Below are 20,758 nucleotides of genomic sequence, written 5' to 3'. Positions count from 1 at the left end.
TCTCCATTCCCGCTCCAACGTACTTTCTTCTGCTACGCGCTCCGCGCGGTTTATCTACAAGATAAACGCAGTGTACTGAGCCGCAGAGGTCAACAGCACAGACGCAGGCCCCGGCGCCTGAATGCCGGGGCCTCGCTCTGTGCCGGTGTTCTCCCGACTCCGTGTGTTTCGCGCCTGTGCACTCTGCGGGGCAGCTCTCCAGATCCGCTCGGATGGAACGGCTTTGCAGGCCACTCCTCCGGAGCCCGGCTTACTGCGGGCGGAGTTCCTGCACGCCGCCGGGCGCGGCCACGAACGCCACCTGCGCCATGCCCAGGAACAGGCCGGTGTCGATCACGCCCAGCGTGCCTTTGAGCTGCCGTTCGAGTGCGTGGATGTCGTGCCCTTCGGGGATCTGCGCGTCGAAGATCAGGTTCCCGTTGTCGGTGACGTAGGGTTGCGCGCCGTTCTGGCGCAGGCGACCGGCGCTCAGCACGGCGCGCAGGCGTTCGATGGTGCTCAGGAACCCGAAGCGGGCGATCTCGATGGGCAGCGGGGCTTTCTCGCCGAGGCGGGTCACGAGCTTGGTGTGGTCGGCAATGATCACGAGTTGCCGGGCCTGCACCTCGGTGAGTTTCTCGCGCAGCAGTGCGCCGCCCAGTCCCTTGATCAGGTTCAGGGCCGGGTCGATCTCGTCGGCGCCGTCGATGGCGATGTCCAGCGGGCGCGGGTCGAGCGCCTCGACGGGAATGCCGACCTGCCGGGCCAGGGCGTCGCTGGCCTCGCTCGTAGCGACGCCGGTCACGCCGCTCAGTTCACCGGCGGCGAGGCGGCGGCCGATTTCCTCGATGGCGTACTTTGCGGTGCTGCCGGTGCCCAGGCCCACGCGCATCCGGCTGCCGACCAGGGCGACGGCGCGGATGGCGGCCTCCTTTTTCAGGCCTTCCAGGTCGGGGCTCACGCGTTCTCCTGGGCGCGGTGTTTCTCGATGGCGGCGGCGACCTGATCGGCGTGCCCCTCGACCTTCACGGCCAGCCAGGCTTTCACCAGCGTGCCGTCCGGGGCGATCAGGAAGGTCTGGCGTTTGATGCCCTCGGTGACCTTGCCGTACATGTTCTTGGTGCCGTACGACCCGACCTGGCGCAGGAAGGCCGCGCCGTCGTCGGTCAGAAGCGGGAAGGGCAGCGAGTACCGCTCGGCGAAGCGGGCGTGGCTGCCAGCGTCGTCGGCGCTGACGCCCAGAATGGCGGCGCCGTGGGCTTTCAGGCCAGCGCTGTCGCGAAAGTCGCAGGCTTCCTTGGTGCAGCCGGGCGTGTCGTCCTTGGGGTACACGTACAGCACCACGTACTTCCCGGCGTAGTCAGCGAGGGTATGCAGGTGGCCCTGGGCGTCGGGAAGGGCGAAGGCGGGGAACGGCTGGCCGGCCTGCGGCGGTGTGGAGGGGTCGGTCATGGCGTTTCCCAGGGTAGCGTGCGCGGCCCCGCCGGGAGTAGCGGGCGGCGGACGTTCAACCTTCTTAGCCTGGTCTGCGTATGCTGGGGGGGTGATGCTTGCGCCGTACATTGACCATACCCTGCTTAAACCCACCGCCACCGCTGGCGATATTCAGAAATTGTGCGCCGAGGCGCGTGAACATGCGTTCTACGCCGTGTGCATCAACCCGGTGTTCATCGGGCTGGCGAAAGCAGAACTGGAAGGCAGCGGCGTGAAGATCGCGACCGTGTGCGGCTTTCCGCTGGGGGCCGTCAGCCCCGACCAGAAGGCCGTCGAGGCCCGCCTGAGCGTCGAGGCCGGCGCGGACGAGGTGGACATGGTGATTCACCTCGGCGCAGCCTTGCAGGGCGACTGGGACGCCGTGCAGGCCGACGTGCGCGCGGTGCGCCGCGCCATTCCGGACACGGTGCTGAAGGTGATCATCGAGACCTCGGCGCTGTCGGACGAGCAAAAGCGCGGCGCGACCGAGGCGGCCGTGCTGGGCGGCGCTGATTTCGTGAAGACCAGCACGGGCTTCGGCGCGGGCGGCGCGACCGTGGCCGACGTTCAACTGATGGCGCAGGTCATCGCGGGCCGCGCGCAGATCAAGGCGGCAGGCGGCGTGCGCAGCGCCCAGGACGCGCTGGACATGATCGGGGCCGGGGCCACGCGCCTGGGCACGTCAGGTGGCGTGGCGCTCGTGGCGGGCGAGCAGAGCGACGGTTACTAGTGACGGGCGTCTCCGGCGGCGCGGCCCCCACCGCACCGAGGGTGGTGCTGGCGTCCGGCAGTCCCCGGCGCCGTGAACTGCTGGGCGGACTGGGCGTGGCCTTCGAGGTGATCGTCAGCGGCGAGGACGAGGCCAGCACCGAGACGGACCCGCGCGCGCTGGCGGCGCAACTCGCGCTGCTCAAGGGCCGCTCGGTGGCGCGCGCGCACCCGGACGCCGTGGTCCTCGCGGCGGACACGGTGGTCGCGGTGGGCGCGGCGCTGCTGGCCAAGCCCGCCACGACCGCCGAGAACGAGGCGTTCCTGCGCCTGCTGTCGGGCCGCACGCATGACGTGTACACCGGCGTGGCGGCCCTGCACGGCGCGGCCGAATCGGTCGAGGTGGCGCGCACCCGCGTGACCTTCCGCGCGCTGGACGACGCGGAAACCGCGCATTACGCCGCGACGGGCGAGGGTCTGGACAAGGCCGGCGGGTACGGCATTCAGGGCCTGGGCATGGCGCTGGTCGAGCGTCTGGACGGCGAGTACTCGAACGTGGTGGGCTTTCCGCTGTCGGTCGTGATCCGCGTGTTGCGCGGGGCGGGCGTTCCTGTGTGGGGCAGCCTGCACGCCGCGCCGCCCCTGCACGCCGCGCCGCCCCTGGAGGTCGCCGGGGCGTGACCGAGGTCCGCAGACTCCTGCTGGTCTCGCTGGGACTGTTGTTTCTCAGCATGGTCACCACCCGCTTTCAGGTGGTGGCGCCGTCGGCCCTGCGTGCCGGGACGGCCTCCATCACGCGGGCGTCCGTCGTGGTAGCCGACAACATTCGCCGGGCGTACGTGACACTGCTCGATGAGCGGGACCTGTCGCGCGAGGTGGGAAGGCTGGGCAGGCAGAACGACGTGCTGCGCCAGCAGAACGAACTGTTACGGCGCGAGGTCTCACGACTCAAGCAGGTGATGAACATCACGACCACGCAGGCCCCCAACGCTCTGGGGATCGCGCAGGTGATCGCCGTTGATCCCAGTCCGCTCCTGGCGCGGCTGGACCTGAACATGGGGTCGCGCGACGGTGTGCGGCTGCGCATGCCGGTCACCGTTCCGGCCGGACTGGTCGGGCAGATTACGGACGTGTCGGAACACAGCTCAACGGTCGTGGCGCTGGTGGACCCGGAAAGCAGCGTGGGTGTCACCCTCCAGGGCAATAAGGGTGGGCGCGGACTGGCGCGCGGCATACCACCCGACCGGTTGCGCGCCGAATTCTCGCGCAGCGTACCCATCAAGGTCGGGGACGTGCTGGTCACGAACAGTCTGGGCGGCGTCTTCCCGGTTGGGGTCCGCGTGGGCACGGTCGAGAAGGTGCTGCCGCTCGGCCCGAATGACATCAGCCGGACCGTCATCGTGAAACCCAGCGTGGACGTAGGTGTGATCGAGGACGTCACGCTGCTGGAGGGCCTGTGAGACGCAATCCGTCTGTTCTGTTCACAACCTGTCAGCGCACAGGGTGGATAAGCACGTCGAAACTCTCATTGCGGGTTTCCGGGAAGGCGCCGGAATCGCTCCATTCCCGCTGCTACGTCCTTGCTTCTGCCACGCGCTCCGCGCCCTCTCACCCGGCTCCGTATCGGTCGGAGCGAGTATGAGAAACGCCTACCCGGTTTCGCGCGGTCCACTGCGCTGGGTCAAACTGCTCGTGTACACCGCGCTGCTGATCGCCGCGCAGGGCGTGCTGTCGCGCCTGTCGGACGCCGCCGGGATTCCCGCGCCGGACCTGTTCCTGCTGACCGGCGTGGCGCTGATGTGGCGGTTGCCTCCAGCCTGGGCGCTGGTGGCCGCGTACGGCGTGGGGTTGGGGCAGGACCTGCTGGGCGGCGGCACGCTGGGCCTGCACGCGGCGGGCGTGATGGGCGGCGCGCTGCTGGCGCTGCTGGTGCGCCGCTCCGTGGCCGACAGCGGGTTGTTCCAGTCTCTGCTGACGGTTCTGCTGGCCGTGACTGGTGAGTGGCTGACCTTCCTGTTCCTCAACTACTGGCTGCGCGCGGACCTGATCACGGTGGCTCTCCTCTGGACGACCGTGCCGCCGCTGCTGGTGGGCACACTGCTCGTCTTCCCGCTGTGGGACCGGTTGGTGGCGTGGACCTTTGGACCGCGCCGTGGTCCCGAGGAGCAGCTCTCGTGAGCCGCGCCGGAAAAGCCCTGGACCGCCGGGTGCGCGGTCGCCGCCGGGCGGCAGCGAAGGCCCGCACGCGGCGCTCGTCACAGGAGGGAGCGGCGCGGGTCAAGTGGACGGCCCTGACCTTCAGCCTGGGCCTGCTGGTCCTGGGCGGGCGGCTGTACCAGTTGCAGATCGTGCAGCACGACCAGTTCGCCGTGCGTTCGGCCAGCAACTATCAGCGCGACGATGTGGTGCCGGCCCTGCGCGGCGAGATCCGCACCCGCGACGGCGTGCTGCTGGCCACCAACCGGCTGGCCGTGGATCTCGTCTACACGGGCCGCCGCAACCCGGACGATCCCGAGCAGGCCATTCCGTCATGGGACAAGATCGTGTACCTGGCGGGCATCAAACCCGGGGCGCTCGATGGCGCGCAGCCTCGTGAACCGGACCGCCAACGCGAGGCCCAAACGGTCCTGGCGCGCAACATCCCCCACGAGAAACTCTCGGCGCTCTACGAGTACACGGTGCTGGTCCCGAGCCTGGAACTGCGCGAACGGGTCGAGCGGGTGTACCCGGAAGGCAAGATGGCCGGGCACCTGCTGGGGTACGTGCAGGAAGCCACGCAGAAGCAGATTGAGGACGAGGGCTATACGCTGGGAGACCTGGTGGGCCGCAGCGGCCTGGAGTACAGCCTGCAAAAAACGCTACAGGGCAGGAACGGCCTGAAACGCCGTGAGGTCACGGCAGGCGGCAAACCGCAGACCGAGCGGATCATCACGCCCGGCAGGAAGGGGCAGGACGTGACGTTGACCATCGACTCCACCCTTCAGCGGACCGCCGAGCGGGCGCTGCGTGAGGGTCTGCGCGACGTGAACGCGGGCCGCGCGAAGTACGGTAAGCCGGCCGAGCCTTACACGCGCGGCGCGGTGATTGCCATCGATCCTCGCACCAACGAGATCCTGGCGATGGCCAGCAGTCCGGCGTACGATCCGAACTGGTTCTCGCGGGTGCCCAGCCCCGACCCGGCTGCCAAGAACTGGGCCATCGACCCGAACCGCCCCCTGGCGGAGCTGGACGCCGTGACCACCAACCGCGCCGTGCAATCGTACAACCCGGGCAGCGTGTTCAAGATCGCCACGACCCTGATGTACGTGGAGAAGTGGGGCAATTTCACGGTGAACTGCGCTCCGTCGTACTACTTCGGGCGGGCGAGGTTCAATAATTGGGCGCACTACAGCCTGGGTCCGGTGGATGGCCGCAAGGCCGTGGCCTTCTCGTGCAACACGTGGTACTACGATTCGGCGGCGCGGGCCGGTCCGGAAGAGTACTCGCGGCAACTCAAGTCCCGCCTGACAGAACTGGGATACAACAGCGGGACCGGCGTGGAACTGGTCGGCGAGAAGACCGGCCTGCTGCTCGACGTGGATGATTACTCCAGTCCCCAGGCCCCGTGGTACCCGGGGTTCGGCCTGAACATGAGCATCGGTCAGGGGGACGTGCTGGTCACGCCCGCGCAGGTCATCTCGGTGATGTCCACCATCGTGAACGGCGGGCAGAAACGCCCCCTGACGGTCCTCAAAGCGGTCGGCGGGGTCCCGGTTGCCCGTAAACCGGCCGTCAACGTGGTCCGCAACGGCAACACCGCCGTGTTCGACTTTGTAAAGGAGGGGATGTCCTGGACGACCAGCATTCCTACCGGCACGTCCCGGCACGAGGTCGGCCCGCTGCTGTTCCCGGTACGGACCGGCGGGAAGACCGGCACGGCCGAGAACGGCCTGAGTCGCCGGGGCGGCTACGCATACACGCACGCGTGGTACGAGGGGTACGGGCCGCTGTCCAGCCCGAACTTCGCGGTCGTGACGTTCTTCCAGAACGGCGGTGAGGGGTCCGGCCCGGCCCTGAAAGCCGCGAAGAAGATGTTCGCCGCGCGCTGGTGCGTGACCCTGAACGAACAGGGCAGCGCCCTGCCCCTGAACACACAGCAGCCCTGCACCGGCGAACTCGACCAGATGCACGAGGTGTACAAGATCAGGGCGCAGCGGGCCGCGGCGGCTGGGGCGGCCAGCGGCACGCAGCGACCCTGAACGGCCCACCCCGCTGCCCCACGAAAAGCCGGAATATTCGCCCCGGCCGCGCTCTACGGACGGCCCGTGAAAGCCACCGGCCTTCACGCGGCGGGCGAGAGACCCGGTCTACTCGACGCGGGTTTCGACAGCGATCTCGCTGTTCAGGGTCGCGGCGACCGAGCAGTACTTCTCGTGACTCAGGTGCGCGGCCTTCTCCAGTGCCTCGCCCGTCACGCCTTCGCCGCTCGCGATGTGGCGCACCGTGATGTGCGTGTAGCGTTTCGGGTTGGTGTCGGCCCGCTCGCCTTCGACCTCGACGCGGTAGGAGGCCAGGGGCGTGCGGCGTTTTTTCATGATCTCGACCACGTCGTAGGCGGTGCAGGTGGCCAGCGCGCCAAGCAGAGCCTCCATGGGCGACACGCCCACCTTGGTGGGGCTGTTGTCGATCAGTAACTGGTGCCCGCTCTCGCTGACGCCCAGGTAGCGTTGCTCGCCGAGCCACGTGACATGCAGGGTCTTCTTCATGCGCGCAGGCTACCGCGCGCCCCGCGTGAAGGTGGTCCCGCTGTCCAACCTGCCTGCACGGCAGGACAGCCGTCTGTTCCATTGACCCGCAAGCACCTCGGGTGGCCCATGCCATGCCCGGAGCTTCGCCGGACGCTTCCTCGCAGCCGCGCGGATCGAACGAATTTGTCAACCACTGATCCGGAGTCGGGATCAGCCGTCGGTGGTGGCCGGGGACGTGTCGTCCAGGCCGTCTTCCTCGTCGGGCAGCGGCAGGCGCACGCGGAAGGTAGCGCCGCCGCCGGGCGTGTCCACCACGTCGATGGTGCCGCCGTGCGCGGTCACGACCTGCTGGGCGATGGTCAGGCCCAGCCCGGCGGACCCGGCTTCCTTGCCCCGGTAGAATTTGTCGAAGATGCGGTGTTTCACGGCGTCCGGCACGCCGGGGCCATGGTCAACCACGCGGACTTCCAGTTCGCCGGGGCGGGGCACGATCTCCAGGGCCACCCTGTCGGAGCTGCCGGTCACCCGGATGGCGTTCGTGACGAGGTTGATGAACACCTGGTTCAGGCGCCCGGGGTCGCCCACGATCTCGTACGCGCCGTCCGGGGCGTTCACGCCGTAGTCGCGGCCCACCTGGCGCAGCAGTTGCCCGAGGTTCATGAAGTGCATCTCGATGCTCTGCACGAGTTCCCCGCGCGAGAGTTGCAGCAGGTCGTTCACAAGGCGGGTCATGTTCTCCGCGACGCGCTGCGCGTCGAGCAGGGTCTGGCTGCCGCCGGCCTCGCGTTCGGCGCGGCGCAGGTAGCCGTGCAGGGCGGTCAGGGGGGTGCGCAGTTCGTGGCTGGTTTCGGCCAGAAAGGTCTTCTGGAGGTTCAGGGCTTCCTCGAGCTGCTTGGCCTGGATTTCCAGGCGCTGGCTCTGCCGCTCGGCGGTGTTGCGCAGGCGCTCGACCTCTTCCAGGCGGACCTGGAGTGAGCCGTTCAGTTGCCGGATCTCCCGTTCGGCGCGTTCGCGGCGGATGCGGCTCTCGACCTCGGCGATGGCGCGGCGGATGCTGGGGGCCAGTCGTTCCAGGCGCTGCTTGAGGATGTAGTCGGTGACGCCCTCGCGCAGGGTATCCACGGCGGTTTCCTCGCCCATGGCGCCGGTCACGATGATGAACGGCACGGTGGGGTGACGCAGGTGCGCGGCGCGGTACGCACTGAGGCCGTCGTAACTGGGCAGCGCGAAGTCACTGAGGATCAGGTGGGGCGGGGTGTTCAGCGCATTCAGGAACCCCTGCTCATCTTCCACGCGGTTGATCTCGACCGCCCAGGGCAGATCGGTTTCGATGTGCATGGTGACCAGCTCGTGATCCAGCTCGCTGTCTTCCAGGTGCAGGATGCGCAGCGGCTCGCCTGGTTCCGGGACGCCCAGCCCGAGATCGGCGGGCGAGCCTGCCCGGTTGCTGGGAGCCGGGTCGTTGGGAGCCGGGTCGTCAGGGGTTGGGGAACTGGGCGCCAGGTTCAGGGGAGAGGCACTGGTCGGGTGGGGGTGTTGACTGGGATCCGTGGTGTTCACGCTTCCTCCGGGTGTATAGGGAGCGTAACGGTGAAGGTCGCGCCCTCACCCGGCACGGCGTCCGCGCTGACCTGACCGCCGTGACGGTTGACGATTCTTCGCACGTTGGCGAGGCCTATGCCGATGCCTTCGAATTCATCGGGGCGGTGCAGACGTTGGAACACACCGAACAGTTTATCCACGTATCGCGGGTCGAACCCAGCGCCGTTGTCCCGCACCGAGACGGTCACGACCTCCGGGCCGGTCTGGGCGGTGACCCACACGCTGGCATCGGGTTGCCCGCGCGAGTACTTGATGGCGTTACTGAGCAGGTTCGTGAACACCAGTTCCAGCAGGTTCTGATCGGCACTCACGGTGGGGAGGTCGCTGGGCAGGTGCAGTGTGACGTGGCGTCCGGCGCGGTCGGGTTCCAGGGCCGTCCAGGCCGAGCCGATCACGCTGCTCAGGTTCACGGGCTCGCGCCGCAGCTCCTGGCGGCCCATGCGGGAGAACGCCAGCAGGTCGTCGATCAGTTGACTCATGCGCCCGGCCGAGTCCGTGATGACTTTCAGGTACCGCTGGCCCTTGGGGCTGAGGCCGCCACCGGTTTCCTTGACGAGCAGGTCACCGAAGCCCACGATGTGCCGCAGGGGCGTGCGCAGGTCGTGACTGACGCTGTAACTGAACGCTTCGAGTTCATGGTTGGCCGCCTCGAGTTCCAGGGTGCGGCGCTGCACGCGTTCCTCAAGCGACTGGTTAAGCTGGTGCAGGTCCGCCTGCGCGGCGTTCACGCGCTCCTGAAGAAGGTCGTTGCTCAGTGCGGACGTGAAGCGCTGCGCGAGGTCCTGCGCGAGGTCCTGATCGCGGTCGGTCAGCGCCTGCCGGTACAGCAGGCACAGCACACCCACGAGCGACCCGTCCCGCCCGATCAGCGGCGAGAACAGCGCGCCCGTGGCGTTCATGCGGTGTAGGGCCGGGTCCGCGCCGATAAAGACCGGCTCCTCGGTCACCAGGACACGTTCGGTGGCCTGCGCGGCCACGGCCTGAAAAGCCTGCGCGTTCCATGTATCAGAGGAACTGGAGGTGGCCAGCAGCGTGGTCGGGTGGACGCTCCAGAGGGCGGCGCCCTGCGCGAAGCGGTTGGTCAGGCGGGCCAGCGCGGCGCGGTAGCGGTCGTGGCGCAGCGGATCGACGTTTGCGCTGCGGACGTTCAGCTGTTCGGTCACGTCGGCCAGCAGGCGCGCGGCGTTCTCGGCGTACACAGAGTCGTCCACGTCGGTACTCGTCCCGACCCATTCGATCACGCGGCCCTTCGTGTCGCGCACCGGCAAGCCGCGCGTGACGAAGGTGCGGTACTGCCCGTCGTGGCGCAGCAGGCGGTGCTCGGCTTCGAAGGGACGGGTCAGGCGCAGCGCGTCCGCCCAGCGGCGCGAGTAGTCGGCGCGGTCCTCGGGGTGCAGCAGGCCCAGGAAGCCCGAGGCGCTGCGGGACACGCCCACGAATTCGCTCCAGCGCCGGTTGAAGTACACGGGCGTGCCGATCGGGTCGGTCAGCCACACGATCTGCGGCATGCCCTCGATCACGCCCCGGTACCGCTGCTCGTTGCGCTGCGCGAGACGTTCGGCGGTCACGCGGTCGTGGATGTCGGTGGCGCTGGTCACCCACTCGCTAACCTGCCCGTGCTCATCGAGGACCGGCACGATCTTGAGCACCGCCCAGCGTGGCCCACCCGGCAGTTGCAGCTGCACCTCGCACTGCGCGCCCTCGCCGCTCTGCTCGGCCTCGCGGGTCATCTGGCTGTACGCGGCGCGCCCGGTGGCGTCCAGGTGGCCGCGCAGGCCCTGCGGTCCCAGCCGGGCGCTGAACTGGCCGTTGGTGAAGGTCACCTGCCCGTCGGGGTCGCTGACGCTGATCATGTGTGGAATGGCGTCCAGGATGCTGCGTGAGCGGCGTTCGCCGGCCAGCAGGGCGCGCTCGGACTGAACGCGGTCCGTGACGTCGCGGATGGTTTCGAGCAGGCCCAGCAGCGCGCCGTCATGGCTGCGGACCTCGCCGCGCTGCATCTCGCCCTGGAAGTGGCTGCCGTCCTGCCGCGTGAAGGTCGTGGTCAGCGCGTTGAAGCTCGGGTGGTTATCCAGGCGGCGGTCACTGTGAATGACGCCCAGCAGGTGCCCGTTCAGGGCGCCCGGCGCGGCCCGGAACTGCTCGCTCAGGGCGCGGTTGACCATGCGGATGCGGCCGCCGGGATCGGTGAAGGCAGCGGCGTCCTGCATGGACTGGAAGATCGCCTCGAATTCCGCGCGGGCCTGTTCCTGGCGCGTGCGGGCCTGCGCCAGCGACACGTTCAGGTTCTCGGCGCGGGTGCGGGCGTCCACCTGCGCCTTGACCAGCAAGAAGGCCACGCCAGCGGTGACCAGCCCGACCAGCACGATCAGCAGCGGAATGATCGAAGCGAAATCCCGGCCGAAATCGGCGCTGGCCCCGTGAACCAGGGTCCACTGCTGCCCGGCCTTCGAGAAGGTCGAGGTGTACCGGAACGGCAGGCCTCCCAGGTCCGGCGGGCTCACCTGAAGGTCATGACCCGCAAGCAGGGCGCGGGTGCGGAGCGCTTCGCCGCTCTGAAATGGTGTGAGGTCCTGCAAGAGGGCGTCGGCGCGTACGGCGACGTACAGGAACCCACGCAGGGATTGCCGCTGCTCCGGGTCGTTCCAGAGGGGCAGCATCATCAGGAACCCGTTCAGGGGCTGGCCGGCCTCATCCCGCTGCGCCAGCGGCAGCAGGTCGGTCGCCTGAACGCGGTCACGGGTCCGCGCAGCATGAAAGCCCCGGGCGCGGCGGGGTTCGCTGTTCATGTCGAATCCCAGCGCCGAGACGTTCTGCGCGTTGAGCGGGGCGATCAGCGAGATCACGACCCGCTCCGCCTGGGTGTCGCTGGCCTGTCTCACCCGGAAGTCCGGCTTGACGGTCTGCCGTAACTCGCGTTCCAGTCGGCCCGTATCGGACGCCGCGACCGCCCGGCCGTACCCGACGGCCTGCAGGCCCGGGTAGCGTTTGGCGAGGTCCAGGCCGTCTACGAAACGCGTGAAGGCCGCCTCGGCCTGCAGCGGCCCCCCCGCGACCCACGCGGCGCGCATCGTGCCCAGCAGCCGCTCGTACACGGACACGCGGTCCTGCAGCGCCTGGGTGTACACGGCGGCTTCCCGCTCGAAGCGGCTGCGCTGCTGGGCGCTCACGAAGGCGTTGACGACCAGGGCTGCCGCCAGGGTCAGGCCCACGATCAGGAACAGCACCATCACTGGAGCGCGCTGACCGAGCGGGCGGCCCATCAGCCCTGAACTCCGGTGGGGTCGTCACCCTGCGTCGGGACCGGACCGGGCTGGGGGGCGTCCTGAAGGGCGTTCAGGAACACGCTCACGGGCACGTCCGCGCCGGTCCAGGCTTGAAAGGCCAGCCGGGCCTGATGGGCCAGCATGCCCAGGCCGTTCTCGGCGTTCAGACCGGCGGCGCGGGCCTCCCGCATCAACCGGGTCTCGGCGGGTTTGTACACCATGTCGTACACGAGCGTCCCGGCGGGCAGGCGGGCCAGGAACGCGGCGTCCAGCGGCGTCTGGCCTGGGTCGTTCAGTCCGGCGCTGCTGGCGTTCACGACCAGCGCCGCCGACTCCCACGGGGCCGCGTGGGCGGGCAGGGCCGCCACCTGAAATTCGGCGTCCGGGACGTGCAAGTCGGCGGCGATGGCCTGCGCGCGTTCCAGGGTGCGGTTCACGACCGTCACGTTCTGCCGGCCCGTGATCAGGGCGTGTACGGCGGCGCGGGCGGCCCCCCCGGCGCCCAGCACGATCACCTCGGCGCCCTGCTCCCAGATGTACCCGGCGTCGTACAGGGCGTCGCGCAGGCCCGGCGAGTCGGTGTTGTCGCCGTGCAACTGGCCGTCGCGGTGAACGATGGTATTCACGGCCCCCACCGCCCGCGCCGCGTCACTGAGACGGTCAAGCAGCGGCAGGGCGGCCTCCTTGTGCGGCAGGCTCAGGTTCGCGCCCAGCACGCCGGGCCGCCGCAGGGCCTCGACCGCACCCGGTAGGTCGGCCGGAGCGACCCGCAACGCGTCGTAGGTGCCACTCAGACCCGCATGAGCGAACGCCGCCCGGTGCATACGGGGCGACAGGGAATGCGCGGCCGGATCGGCGTACAGGAAGGCGTGAAGGGCAGGGGGTGCGTCCGGCAGGCTCACACGCTCAGTCTAGAGCATCCCCCTGAAAAACACCGGCCCGGACGCGCGGCCCACACCTGTCCAGTTGGCGGATGCCGCGCCGCCCGCCCCGGCCGGAGAATGTGCTGCGGGACACGGCCCGGCAGGGGCCTTCCCGCAGAGAATAGGGACACCCCAATGACCCCACGCCTTCTTGCCTCCCCAACCGGTCCCGGGGGGAGGGTCCGCCACGCCGCGCGACTGGAGAACACTTGACACACCCCCAACACGAGTCGGGCCAGCCCGTTCCGGCCGCGACGACCACCCCGACCACCGCCACCATCCAGATCGAGAACCAGCGCGAGGCGTACTCGCTGCTGGGCGCGGGCGACGCGAACCTTCGCCGCATGCGCGAACTGACGAAGGCGAAACTGGTCGCGCGGGGCGAGACCATCACCATCACCGGCGAAGAGGCCGACGTACGCGGCGCCGAGCGGATGGTCCGCGACGCGCTGGACGTGGTGCGCGGCGGCGGTGAACTCACGCCCGACAGTCTGCTGCGCTCCGCGCGCCTGAGTGGCGAGGGCCGCAGCCTGGCCGCCGAGACGCAGGTGACGGGCCTGAACCTGCCGCGCGGCCTGAAACCCAAGACGCCAGGGCAGAAACTGTACCTGGACAGCATCGAGAACAGCGACATCACCTTCGGGGTCGGCCCGGCCGGGACCGGCAAGACGTACATGGCGGTCGCCATGGCTGTGCAGGCCCTGAAAGCCAAGAAGGTCAAACGCATCATCCTGACCCGCCCGGCCGTCGAGGCGGGCGAGAAACTGGGCTTCTTGCCCGGCGACCTGCAGGCCAAGATCGACCCGTACCTGCGTCCTCTGTACGACGCGTTGCAGGACATGCTGGACCAGGAGAAGTTCGAGTCGTACCTGACGAGCGGCGTGATCGAGATCGCGCCCCTGGCGTTCATGCGCGGCCGCACCCTGAACGACGCGTTCATCATTCTGGACGAGGCGCAGAACACCACGGGCGAGCAGATGAAGATGTTCCTGACCCGCATGGGCTTTGCCAGCAAGATCGTGATCACGGGCGACGTGACGCAGATTGACCTGCCGCGCCACATCACGAGCGGTCTGGCCGTCGCCAAGCGCGTCCTGGGTTCCATCGAGGGCATCGCCTGGCATCAATTCACCGACGTGGACGTGGTCCGCCACCCGCTCGTCGGGCGCATCATCAAGGCGTACGAGACGGCCGAGAACGCCGAGCAGGATCAGCGAGCCGCGCGGCGCGGCGAGTTCGCCAGCATTCCCGAAGGCGACGGGGACCACGCTGTTCAAAGTTGAAGGTTGATGGTTGATGGACGGCGGGGCCCGGCGAGCAGGTTAGCCGGGCCATCCGCCATCCGCCATCTGCCATCCACTATCCTCTATCAAGTGATTGACCTGATCGTCCGTAAAACCCCGCCTGCCGGTCTGCGGCCCTCGCTGCGGGCCAGTCTGGGGGCGGTGATGGCGCATTTCGGGGTGCCGGACCGGGAGGTGACGGTCGTGCTGGTCGGTGACCGCACCATCCGCGCCCTGAAACGCGAGCACTGGGGTGAGGACGCCGCGACGGACGTCCTGAGTTTCCCCACCTGGGAGCCGGGCGATCCGTTCGTCCCGCCGCACCTGGGGGACATTGTGATCAGCCTGGAGACCGCGAGGCGGCAGGCAGACGCGCGCGGGCACAGCCTGACGCGCGAGGTGGCGTTGCTCGCCAGTCACGGCCTGACCCACCTGGTCGGGAACGACCACCCGCACGCGGACGGCCTGGGCTTCGAGGAGGGCGCGCAGGGACCCGAGTGGGACGTGTTCCATGGGGCGTGGGCGGCGGCGCAGGCGGCCCTGCCGGCCGGAAGCTGAGGGCCCCGGCGCGTGCGGGGTGACGGGTCGGCGTGGAGTGCGCGGCGCTGGCTGAGGTCGGCGGGCTTCGCGTGGGCGGGCGTGGTGCACACGTACCGCACGCAGGCGAACTTCCGGATCGAGTGCTGGGCGGCCCTGGTCGCGCTGGGCCTGTGCACGTGGTTGCGCGCGCCGGTGGCCCCGGTGGCGCTGGCCTGCGGGCTGGTCCTGAGCCTGGAACTGCTGAACACGGCGCTCGAAGCCGTGGTGGATCTGGCGAGCCCGGAGCGTCGCCCGCTGGCCAGGGTCGCCAAGGACGCGGCGGCCGGCGCGGTCCTGCTGGGCAGTGCGGGCGCCGCGCTGGTGGGCCTGAGCGTGCTGCTGCCGCCCCTGCTGGCCCGTCTGGGGACCGGCTGACGGTGTACGGGGGGGCTGACGGTGTGCGGCGCTGGCCCGCGCGTGGCAGGATACCGGCGTGACTGACCTCCCCACTGGCCTCTCCCCCACCCAAAGCGCGTCCGGCGCTGCGGGCCTGGACCTGTCGTCCCTGAGTCTCCGGGGCCGCCGCCCGCGTGACCTGCCCACCCTGCGCCGCTGGTTCACGGACCCGCAGGCGCAGTGGCGTGACTGGGACGCCCCGTACCTACCGGCCGCGCAGACGACCGGATCGCTGGCGGCGTACGTGGAGCAGATGGAGCGCACGCCGCCCCACCCGAACGAGCGGGTCGTGTCGCTGGGCGGGCAGTGCATCGGCATGGTGAACCGCTCGGAAACGCCCCCCGAGGAAGGCGGCTGGTGGGACCTGGGGATCATCATTCACGATCCGCAGTTCTGGGGCCTGGGCGTGGGCTCGCGGGCGCTGGCCCTGTGGGTGGACGCCACGCTCCATGAGACGGACGCGCACGTCCTGAGCTTCACGACCTGGGGCGGCAACGAACGCATGATCCGCGCGGCCCTGCGCCTGGGCTTCCGCGAGTCGGGCCGCGTGCGGGAAGCCAGACTGGTACGCGGCGAGCGGCACGACAGCGTGCAACTGGACCTGCTGCGCCGGGAGTGGACGCCGCTGCCATGAACCCCCCCAGGCCACACGGCACCCCCGACACACCCCAGCGCCCCGCGAAGAAGGCCGCGCCCGTCAACCCGCCGGGTTTCCTGGCCACCCAGGACCTCAAGGAGCGCGGCTGGACGCCCGCCCTGATCACCCGTTTCCTGGGCGAGCACGACGGGACCCGCCCGAACGGCCTGAAAATGGGCCGCCGCCGCCTCCCGCCCGTGAAACTGTACGCCAAGGCGCGCGTGCTGGACGTGGAACGTCAGGATTCCTTCCTGGCCGCGCAGGCCCGCGCAGCCGACGCCCGCGACCGGGCCGCCCGCGCCCGCGAAATCCGCGAGCAGCGCCGCGCCCTGCTTCTGGAAGCGGCCGCCGGGTCATACCGCCCGGTCATTCACCCGGAGCCACTGCGGCGCGGCGCAGTCCGCAAGGCCCGCGAACCGTACCTGCCTGCCCTGAGCGCCGCGCTAGGGCGCGTGGCGCAGGAGGTGGGGGGGGTCACGGACCGTGAACGCAGCCACCTGCAAAGGCTGCTGCGCGGGCGGCTGGACCACGCACTGGCCTGCACGTACGACTGGTACCCGGCCCCGGGCAGCCAGAGCGAGCAGGACAGCGGGCAGACCACACGCCCGTCTGCCGCCACAGCAACCGCGAAGGCCAGCGACTGGCGCGCCTGGGACTGGGACTGATACGGACTGCCGCTTCATACCGCCCAATCCGTCTGCTATTCCTACTCGCGTCCGCTCGGATTGATTCAGGACTGGACCGAATCAATCGGATTCCCTGGCAGAACGAGCAGGCCGCCCCCGTCTTTACAGGGCGGCCTGCGCGGTGCGGCCGGGTTTAGTTGCCGAGCAGCGCCACGGCTTTTTTCAGGATGGCGTCGGTCTGGAGGTCCACGACGGCCTCGCCCTGCTGGGCGCTGCGGTTGGGGCGTTTGATGTCGCCGGTGTAACTGAACTTGCCGTCCTTGTCGGCGGTGACGGTCACGGGTTTTCCTTCGAGGGTGAAGGTGAGTTTCGCGCCGGGGGCGACGCCACTGCCGGTCAGGTTGGGGGGCACGGTGTACCGGGTGTCCTTGACGATCACGTCGGGCGTGATGCCTTTCTTGTGGATCTGGCGGCCTTTGGGGGTCAGCCATTCGCTGTTCACGATGGCGATCTTGCCGCCGTCGGGCAGCGTTTCTGGAATCTGGGCGACGCCCTTCCCGAAGGTCTGCTCGCCGATGATGGTGGCGCGCCCCACGTCCTGCAGGGCTCCGGAGACGACCTCGCTGGCGCTGGCGCTGTTCTTGTTCACCAGGACCATCAGTTTTCCGGTGTAGTCGGTGGCGGCGTTGCGGGCGCTGCCGTACACGGTGGTGTTCTTGTTGCGGTCGCGCAGGCTGACGATCGGACCGCTCTTCATGAACTGATCGGCGACGTCCACGCCGGCGCTCAGCAGGCCACCACCGTTATCGCGCAGGTCGAGGATCAGGCTGCCGACCTTCTTCTTTTTCATGTCGGCGACGGCAGCGTTGAACTGCTCGCTGGCCTTCTCGTTGTAGAAGGTGTTCAGGGCGATGTACCCGATGTTGCCGGGCAGCACGGTCTGTTCGACGCTGACAATGGAGACCGGCTGACGTTCCATCTTGACGGTGTAGGGCTTACCGTCCCGGGCGAACGTGACGCTGACGGTGGTGCCTTTCTGCCCGCGGACCAGGCGTACGATCTCGTTCAGCTTGGCGGTCAGGACATCCTTATCGCCGATCTTCACGAACACGTCGCCGATCTGCACGCCGGCCGTGCTGGCCGCGCCGGTCCTGAAGACGTTGTCGATCTTGCCGCCAGTCCCGTCGGGGTTTGCGGCGACGAGTTGCACGCCGATGCCGTAGAACTCGCCGCTGAGATTCTCGGCGTCGATGGCGTTGTCTTCAGGCGGGCTGTAGTACGTGAATTCGTCGTTCAGGCTGCCCACTGCGCCGGTGATGGCGCCGCGAAGCAGTTTCTCCTGATCGACCGGGTACAGGTAGCGAACGTTCAGGTCATTGATGACCTGCAAGAAGGTCTTGCCGGTAGCGGTGCTGCTGAGGTTCGCCTGGGTGTACCCGCCGAACTGCGCGTAAGCCGCAGCGGCAGTGGCGGTCAGGGCAACCCCGACGATGGTCAGGCGTTTGGCGTTCACGTCTCGCAGGATAGTGCCGGGAGGTGAAGTGCGTTTGAGGAGTTCATTCACTTCGCGGCGCGGCGCGCAAGACTGGAGGCGCCGCCGTTGCGCCGGCCTTCGTCAAGGGCGTTCGTCACGGGCCTTCGTCACGGGCCTTCGTCGGGCGTGTCCAGACGGCACGCGACGCCCGGCCGGGCCACCGACAGCCGGATCACACCTCGGTTTGCGTCCCGCCTCTGGAGTACCGCTGGACACTCGCATTCATGGTGTGGGGGCGGGGGTGGGCTATGCTGTGCCGCGAGCATGAAAGGTTCTCTCCTTCCGTCGCTGTCTGCCCTGACCGGGTGGTCCGCGTGATCGATTTCAAGAACGTCTCACTGGAGTACCCCGTGACGCGGACCCTGGCGCTGGACGACGTGTCCTTGCAGATCGGGAAGGGCGAGTTCGTGTACCTGGTCGGGCATTCGGGGGCCGGGAAAAGCAGTTTCATGAGTCTGATCCTGAAACGGGCGCTCCCCACCCGGGGCGAGGTGCGCGTGGCGGGCGAGCCGCTGGCCCGGTACCGGGGCCGCCGCACGGCCCTGCTTCGCCGGCGCATGGGCACGGTCTTTCAGGACAACCTGCTGCTGGCGCACCTGAACGCCTACGACAACGTGGCGTTCACGCTGCGCGTGACGGGCGTGCCGCAGCGCGAGTGGCCGCAGCGGGTTACGACGGCGCTGCGCACAGTGGGTCTGGAGCACAAGAAGTACGCGCTGCCGCTTCAGCTGTCTCAGGGCGAGCAGCAGCGCGTGGCGATCGCGCGCGCCATCGTGGGTGACCCGCCGCTGCTGCTGGCCGACGAACCGACCGGAAATCTCGACCCGGACAACAGCCGCGAGGTCCTGAAGGTGCTGCAGAACGTGAACCTGCGCGGCACGACCGTGGTGGTCGCCACGCACGCCCGGGAGCTGGTCGAGACGTTCCGGCACCGCACGCTCACGCTGCGCAAGGGCAAACTGGTGCGGGACGATCCGTACGGCGGGTACGCGCTGTGAACTACCACTTCCGGGAGGCGCTGCTGGCGATGCGGGGGAACGTCACGGCGACCCTGGCGACCCTGATGACCATGACGCTGACGCTGCTGATGCTGGGCTTCGTGCTGCTGCTGACGCTGAACGTGAACCGCACGCTCTCGCAGCTGGAATCGCAGGTGGAAGTCGCGGCGTTCCTGCGGCCCGACGCGCAGGACGAGCAACTGCTCTCGCAGGTGCAGGCGCTGCCGCAGGTGACCCAGGCGACGCTGGTGACCAGTGAGCAGGTGCTGACCGAGATGACGCAGGACTCGCCGTACACCCGGGACGCGGCGGCGCTGGTCGGAAACCCCTTCCCGGACACCCTGCGGATGCGGGTGGCACGGGTCGAGGATTCCCGGAGCGTGGCGGCGGCCGTCTCTGCGCTGCCCGGCGTGGAGGACGTCGAGTACGGCGCGGGGTACGTGGACCCGACCGTGAAGACCCTGACGGCCGTGCGCGGCGCGGGCTACGCGCTGGTGGGGCTGCTGCTGCTGGGCACGCTGTTCAACATCCTGAACGCGGTGCGTGTGGCGATGTACTCCCGCCGGGACGAGATTACCGTGATGCGTCTGCTGGGGGCCACGCGGGGCTTTATCCGCATGCCGCACGTGATCGAGGGCCTGCTGGTGGGCACGGCGGCGGCAGCGCTGTCACTGGGCATCCTGACCCCGGCGTACCTGGGGCTGGCGCGGCGCGTGCAACAGCTGGCCCCGGTGTTCCCGGTCGTTCAGGACGCCGGAACGCTGCTCCCACTGCTGGGCGGCGTGGCGCTCCTGGGCATCCTGATCGGGCTGCTGGGCAGTCTGTTCGCCACGCGCCGCTACCTGCGGGAGCTGGAGTGACACGGACCCTGTCGGCCTCGCCCAACTGCGACTGGACCGGGGTGGCAAGCCCACGCGCGGCAACCGTCCCGCTTTTGCCCCCGCTCGCCCGAGTGGAACGGTCGCCGCACCCCAATCCACTGGAGCTTGCGTGAGGCGACGGGGCCGGGCGGCACTGTTGCTGGGCGTATCCCTGCTGACGGCCGCGCCGGGGCTGTCCCGCTGGACCAGCGTGGCGGCGCAGCAGGCTGGGGCGCCAGCGGCCGCCCGCTCTGGCACGGGCACCCGCGCCGATTTGAGTACCAGCGCCGACCTGAGTACCAGTCAGCGACTGGAACAGTTGCAGCGTGACCTTCAGCAGCAGCGGCAACTGAGCGCCGCCAAGGCCCGCGAGTTGCAGGCGTTGCGTGCCAGCATTCAGAACCTCAGCGCCCAGCAGCGGCAGACGCTGGCGCGACTGGATACCCTGGCAGCCAGCGCGGCAAAACTGGAGAACGAGATCGCGACCGTCACGGCGCGTGTGGCGCTGGCCGAGCGTGCCCTGGGTGAGACGGCCGCGCAGTTGCAAGTTACACAGGTCCGTGTGGACCGCTTGCGGGGCGACGTGCGCGAAATCCTTCAACTACAGTACCGGGACCGCAGCGGCCGTTACCTGCAACTGCTGTCCCAGTCGCGCAGTCTGTCGGACCTGCTGATCCGGCTGCGGTACGCGAACATAGCGGGCGAGTACAACACCCGCGTCATTGAGACCCTGGCGGGCGAGATCAAGGTCCTGGACCGGCAGAAAGCGCAGCAGGCTCGGCAGACGCAGGAGCTGAAGGAATTGCAGGCGCAGCGAACGGCCGTCCTGAAGAACCTCACGGCCCGCCGCGCCGAGCAGACGGCCCTGCTGTCGCAACTGCGGTCCAGCGAGGCGGGCAAGCGGACGCTCGCCACGCAGCGGCAGGCCGAGCAGGCACTGGCCGCGCGGACCATCGATCAGCTCGCCGGGCAGGTCGTGGCCGAGCGGTCAAGGCTGGAGGCCGAGCGGCAGCGTCGCCTGGAAGAGGAACGCCGCCGCCGGGCGGAAGAAGCCCGCCGGATCGCCGAGGCGCAGGAACGCGCCCGGCAGGAGGCGCTGCGACTGGCCCGCGTCCGCGCCGAACAGGAACGCGTGGCGCGCCAGCGCGCCGCCGACGCACAGGCGGC

General features: G+C 69.1%; 19 protein-coding genes and 1 pseudogene. 13 read left to right on the top strand and 7 right to left on the bottom strand.

Annotated elements, in window-relative coordinates:
* Positions 1 to 250: 250 nt before the first annotated feature.
* Positions 251 to 940: a ribose 5-phosphate isomerase A gene (gene rpiA / locus QZ271_RS11105; protein ID WP_291431420.1), complete on the bottom strand. Its 690-nt coding sequence runs from the start codon at positions 938 to 940 to the stop codon at positions 251 to 253.
* Positions 937 to 1,431 carry a peroxiredoxin gene (locus tag QZ271_RS11100; protein ID WP_291431418.1) on the bottom strand — a complete coding sequence of 165 codons (495 nt, stop codon included), beginning with the start codon at positions 1,429 to 1,431 and terminating at the stop codon, positions 937 to 939. The genes rpiA and QZ271_RS11100 overlap by 4 nt, the downstream gene beginning before the upstream one ends.
* 91 nt (positions 1,432 to 1,522) lie before the next feature.
* Between QZ271_RS11100 and deoC the strand changes: the two genes are divergently transcribed.
* The 5 genes from deoC to QZ271_RS11075 all read left to right on the top strand — a co-directional run bounded on the left by deoC (position 1,523) and on the right by QZ271_RS11075 (position 6,398).
* Positions 1,523 to 2,182 carry a deoxyribose-phosphate aldolase gene (gene deoC, locus QZ271_RS11095; protein WP_291431416.1) on the top strand — a complete coding sequence of 220 codons (660 nt, stop codon included), beginning with the start codon at positions 1,523 to 1,525 and terminating at the stop codon, positions 2,180 to 2,182.
* A complete protein-coding gene (locus QZ271_RS11090; RefSeq protein ID WP_291431414.1) occupies positions 2,182 to 2,841 on the top strand; it encodes a Maf family nucleotide pyrophosphatase in 660 nt (219 codons plus the stop codon). The genes deoC and QZ271_RS11090 overlap by 1 nt, the downstream gene beginning before the upstream one ends.
* Positions 2,838 to 3,620, top strand: a complete 783-nt coding sequence (mreC, locus tag QZ271_RS11085) for a rod shape-determining protein MreC (RefSeq protein ID WP_291431412.1) — start codon at positions 2,838 to 2,840, stop codon at positions 3,618 to 3,620. The genes QZ271_RS11090 and mreC overlap by 4 nt, the downstream gene beginning before the upstream one ends.
* 178 nt (positions 3,621 to 3,798) lie before the next feature.
* Positions 3,799 to 4,338 carry a Rod shape-determining protein MreD gene (locus QZ271_RS11080; RefSeq protein ID WP_291431410.1) on the top strand — a complete coding sequence of 180 codons (540 nt, stop codon included), beginning with the start codon at positions 3,799 to 3,801 and terminating at the stop codon, positions 4,336 to 4,338.
* The gene (locus QZ271_RS11075) at positions 4,335 to 6,398 is read left to right on the top strand and encodes a penicillin-binding transpeptidase domain-containing protein (protein ID WP_291431408.1); all 2,064 of its coding nucleotides are present in this window, start codon (positions 4,335 to 4,337) and stop codon (positions 6,396 to 6,398) included. Before QZ271_RS11080 ends, QZ271_RS11075 begins: the two co-directional genes overlap by 4 nt.
* Before the next feature lie 108 nt (positions 6,399 to 6,506).
* Here the strand turns inward: QZ271_RS11075 and QZ271_RS11070 are convergent, their stop codons facing one another.
* From QZ271_RS11070 to aroE, 4 genes are all read right to left on the bottom strand, one after another.
* A complete protein-coding gene (locus tag QZ271_RS11070; RefSeq protein WP_291431406.1) occupies positions 6,507 to 6,905 on the bottom strand; it encodes an OsmC family protein in 399 nt (132 codons plus the stop codon).
* Positions 6,906 to 7,097: 192 nt separating this feature from the next.
* The gene (locus QZ271_RS11065; RefSeq protein ID WP_291431423.1) at positions 7,098 to 8,267 is read right to left on the bottom strand and encodes a hybrid sensor histidine kinase/response regulator; all 1,170 of its coding nucleotides are present in this window, start codon (positions 8,265 to 8,267) and stop codon (positions 7,098 to 7,100) included.
* A gap of 176 nt (positions 8,268 to 8,443) precedes the next feature.
* Positions 8,444 to 11,752 (bottom strand): CHASE domain-containing protein, encoded by a 3,309-nt coding sequence (locus QZ271_RS11060; protein WP_291431404.1) that lies wholly within the window; start codon positions 11,750 to 11,752, stop codon positions 8,444 to 8,446.
* The gene (gene aroE / locus QZ271_RS11055; RefSeq protein WP_291431402.1) at positions 11,752 to 12,657 is read right to left on the bottom strand and encodes a shikimate dehydrogenase; all 906 of its coding nucleotides are present in this window, start codon (positions 12,655 to 12,657) and stop codon (positions 11,752 to 11,754) included. Before aroE ends, QZ271_RS11060 begins: the two co-directional genes overlap by 1 nt.
* A gap of 230 nt (positions 12,658 to 12,887) precedes the next feature.
* Here aroE and QZ271_RS11050 point away from each other — a divergent pair, with 230 nt between their 5' ends.
* The 5 genes from QZ271_RS11050 (at position 12,888) to QZ271_RS11030 (ending at position 16,238) form a co-directional block, all read left to right on the top strand.
* Positions 12,888 to 13,961: a PhoH family protein gene (locus tag QZ271_RS11050; protein ID WP_291431400.1), complete on the top strand. Its 1,074-nt coding sequence runs from the start codon at positions 12,888 to 12,890 to the stop codon at positions 13,959 to 13,961.
* 90 nt (positions 13,962 to 14,051) lie between these two features.
* A complete protein-coding gene (gene ybeY / locus QZ271_RS11045; RefSeq protein WP_291431397.1) occupies positions 14,052 to 14,519 on the top strand; it encodes an rRNA maturation RNase YbeY in 468 nt (155 codons plus the stop codon).
* 12 nt (positions 14,520 to 14,531) lie between these two features.
* The gene (locus QZ271_RS11040; RefSeq protein ID WP_291431395.1) at positions 14,532 to 14,915 is read left to right on the top strand and encodes a diacylglycerol kinase; all 384 of its coding nucleotides are present in this window, start codon (positions 14,532 to 14,534) and stop codon (positions 14,913 to 14,915) included.
* Between the two features lie 130 nt (positions 14,916 to 15,045).
* On the top strand, positions 15,046 to 15,570 hold the full coding sequence (locus QZ271_RS11035; RefSeq protein ID WP_291431422.1) for a GNAT family protein: 525 nt from the start codon (positions 15,046 to 15,048) through the stop codon (positions 15,568 to 15,570).
* Entirely contained in the window at positions 15,567 to 16,238 is a 672-nt protein-coding gene (locus QZ271_RS11030; protein ID WP_291431393.1) for a hypothetical protein, read from the top strand. The genes QZ271_RS11035 and QZ271_RS11030 overlap by 4 nt, the downstream gene beginning before the upstream one ends.
* Positions 16,239 to 16,392: 154 nt before the next feature.
* On the opposite strand, the gene QZ271_RS11025 is transcribed toward QZ271_RS11030, so the two are convergent.
* Positions 16,393 to 17,712: a S41 family peptidase gene (locus QZ271_RS11025; protein ID WP_291431391.1), complete on the bottom strand. Its 1,320-nt coding sequence runs from the start codon at positions 17,710 to 17,712 to the stop codon at positions 16,393 to 16,395.
* Positions 17,713 to 18,047: 335 nt separating this feature from the next.
* Between QZ271_RS11025 and ftsE the strand changes: the two genes are divergently transcribed.
* The 3 genes and pseudogenes from ftsE to QZ271_RS11010 form a co-directional block, all read left to right on the top strand.
* On the top strand, positions 18,048 to 18,731 hold the full coding sequence (gene ftsE / locus QZ271_RS11020) for a cell division ATP-binding protein FtsE (protein WP_291431389.1): 684 nt from the start codon (positions 18,048 to 18,050) through the stop codon (positions 18,729 to 18,731).
* A complete protein-coding gene (locus QZ271_RS11015) occupies positions 18,728 to 19,591 on the top strand; it encodes an ABC transporter permease (protein WP_291431386.1) in 864 nt (287 codons plus the stop codon). Before ftsE ends, QZ271_RS11015 begins: the two co-directional genes overlap by 4 nt.
* A gap of 130 nt (positions 19,592 to 19,721) precedes the next feature.
* A pseudogene (locus QZ271_RS11010) lies at positions 19,722 to 20,758 on the top strand (peptidase M23); the annotation flags it as partial.

Source organism: Deinococcus sp. (assembly GCF_018260555.1).
Lineage (GTDB): Bacteria > Deinococcota > Deinococci > Deinococcales > Deinococcaceae > Deinococcus.
Note: the sequence above shows the minus strand (reverse complement) of the source record. Positions and strands in the feature narration are given on the sequence as shown.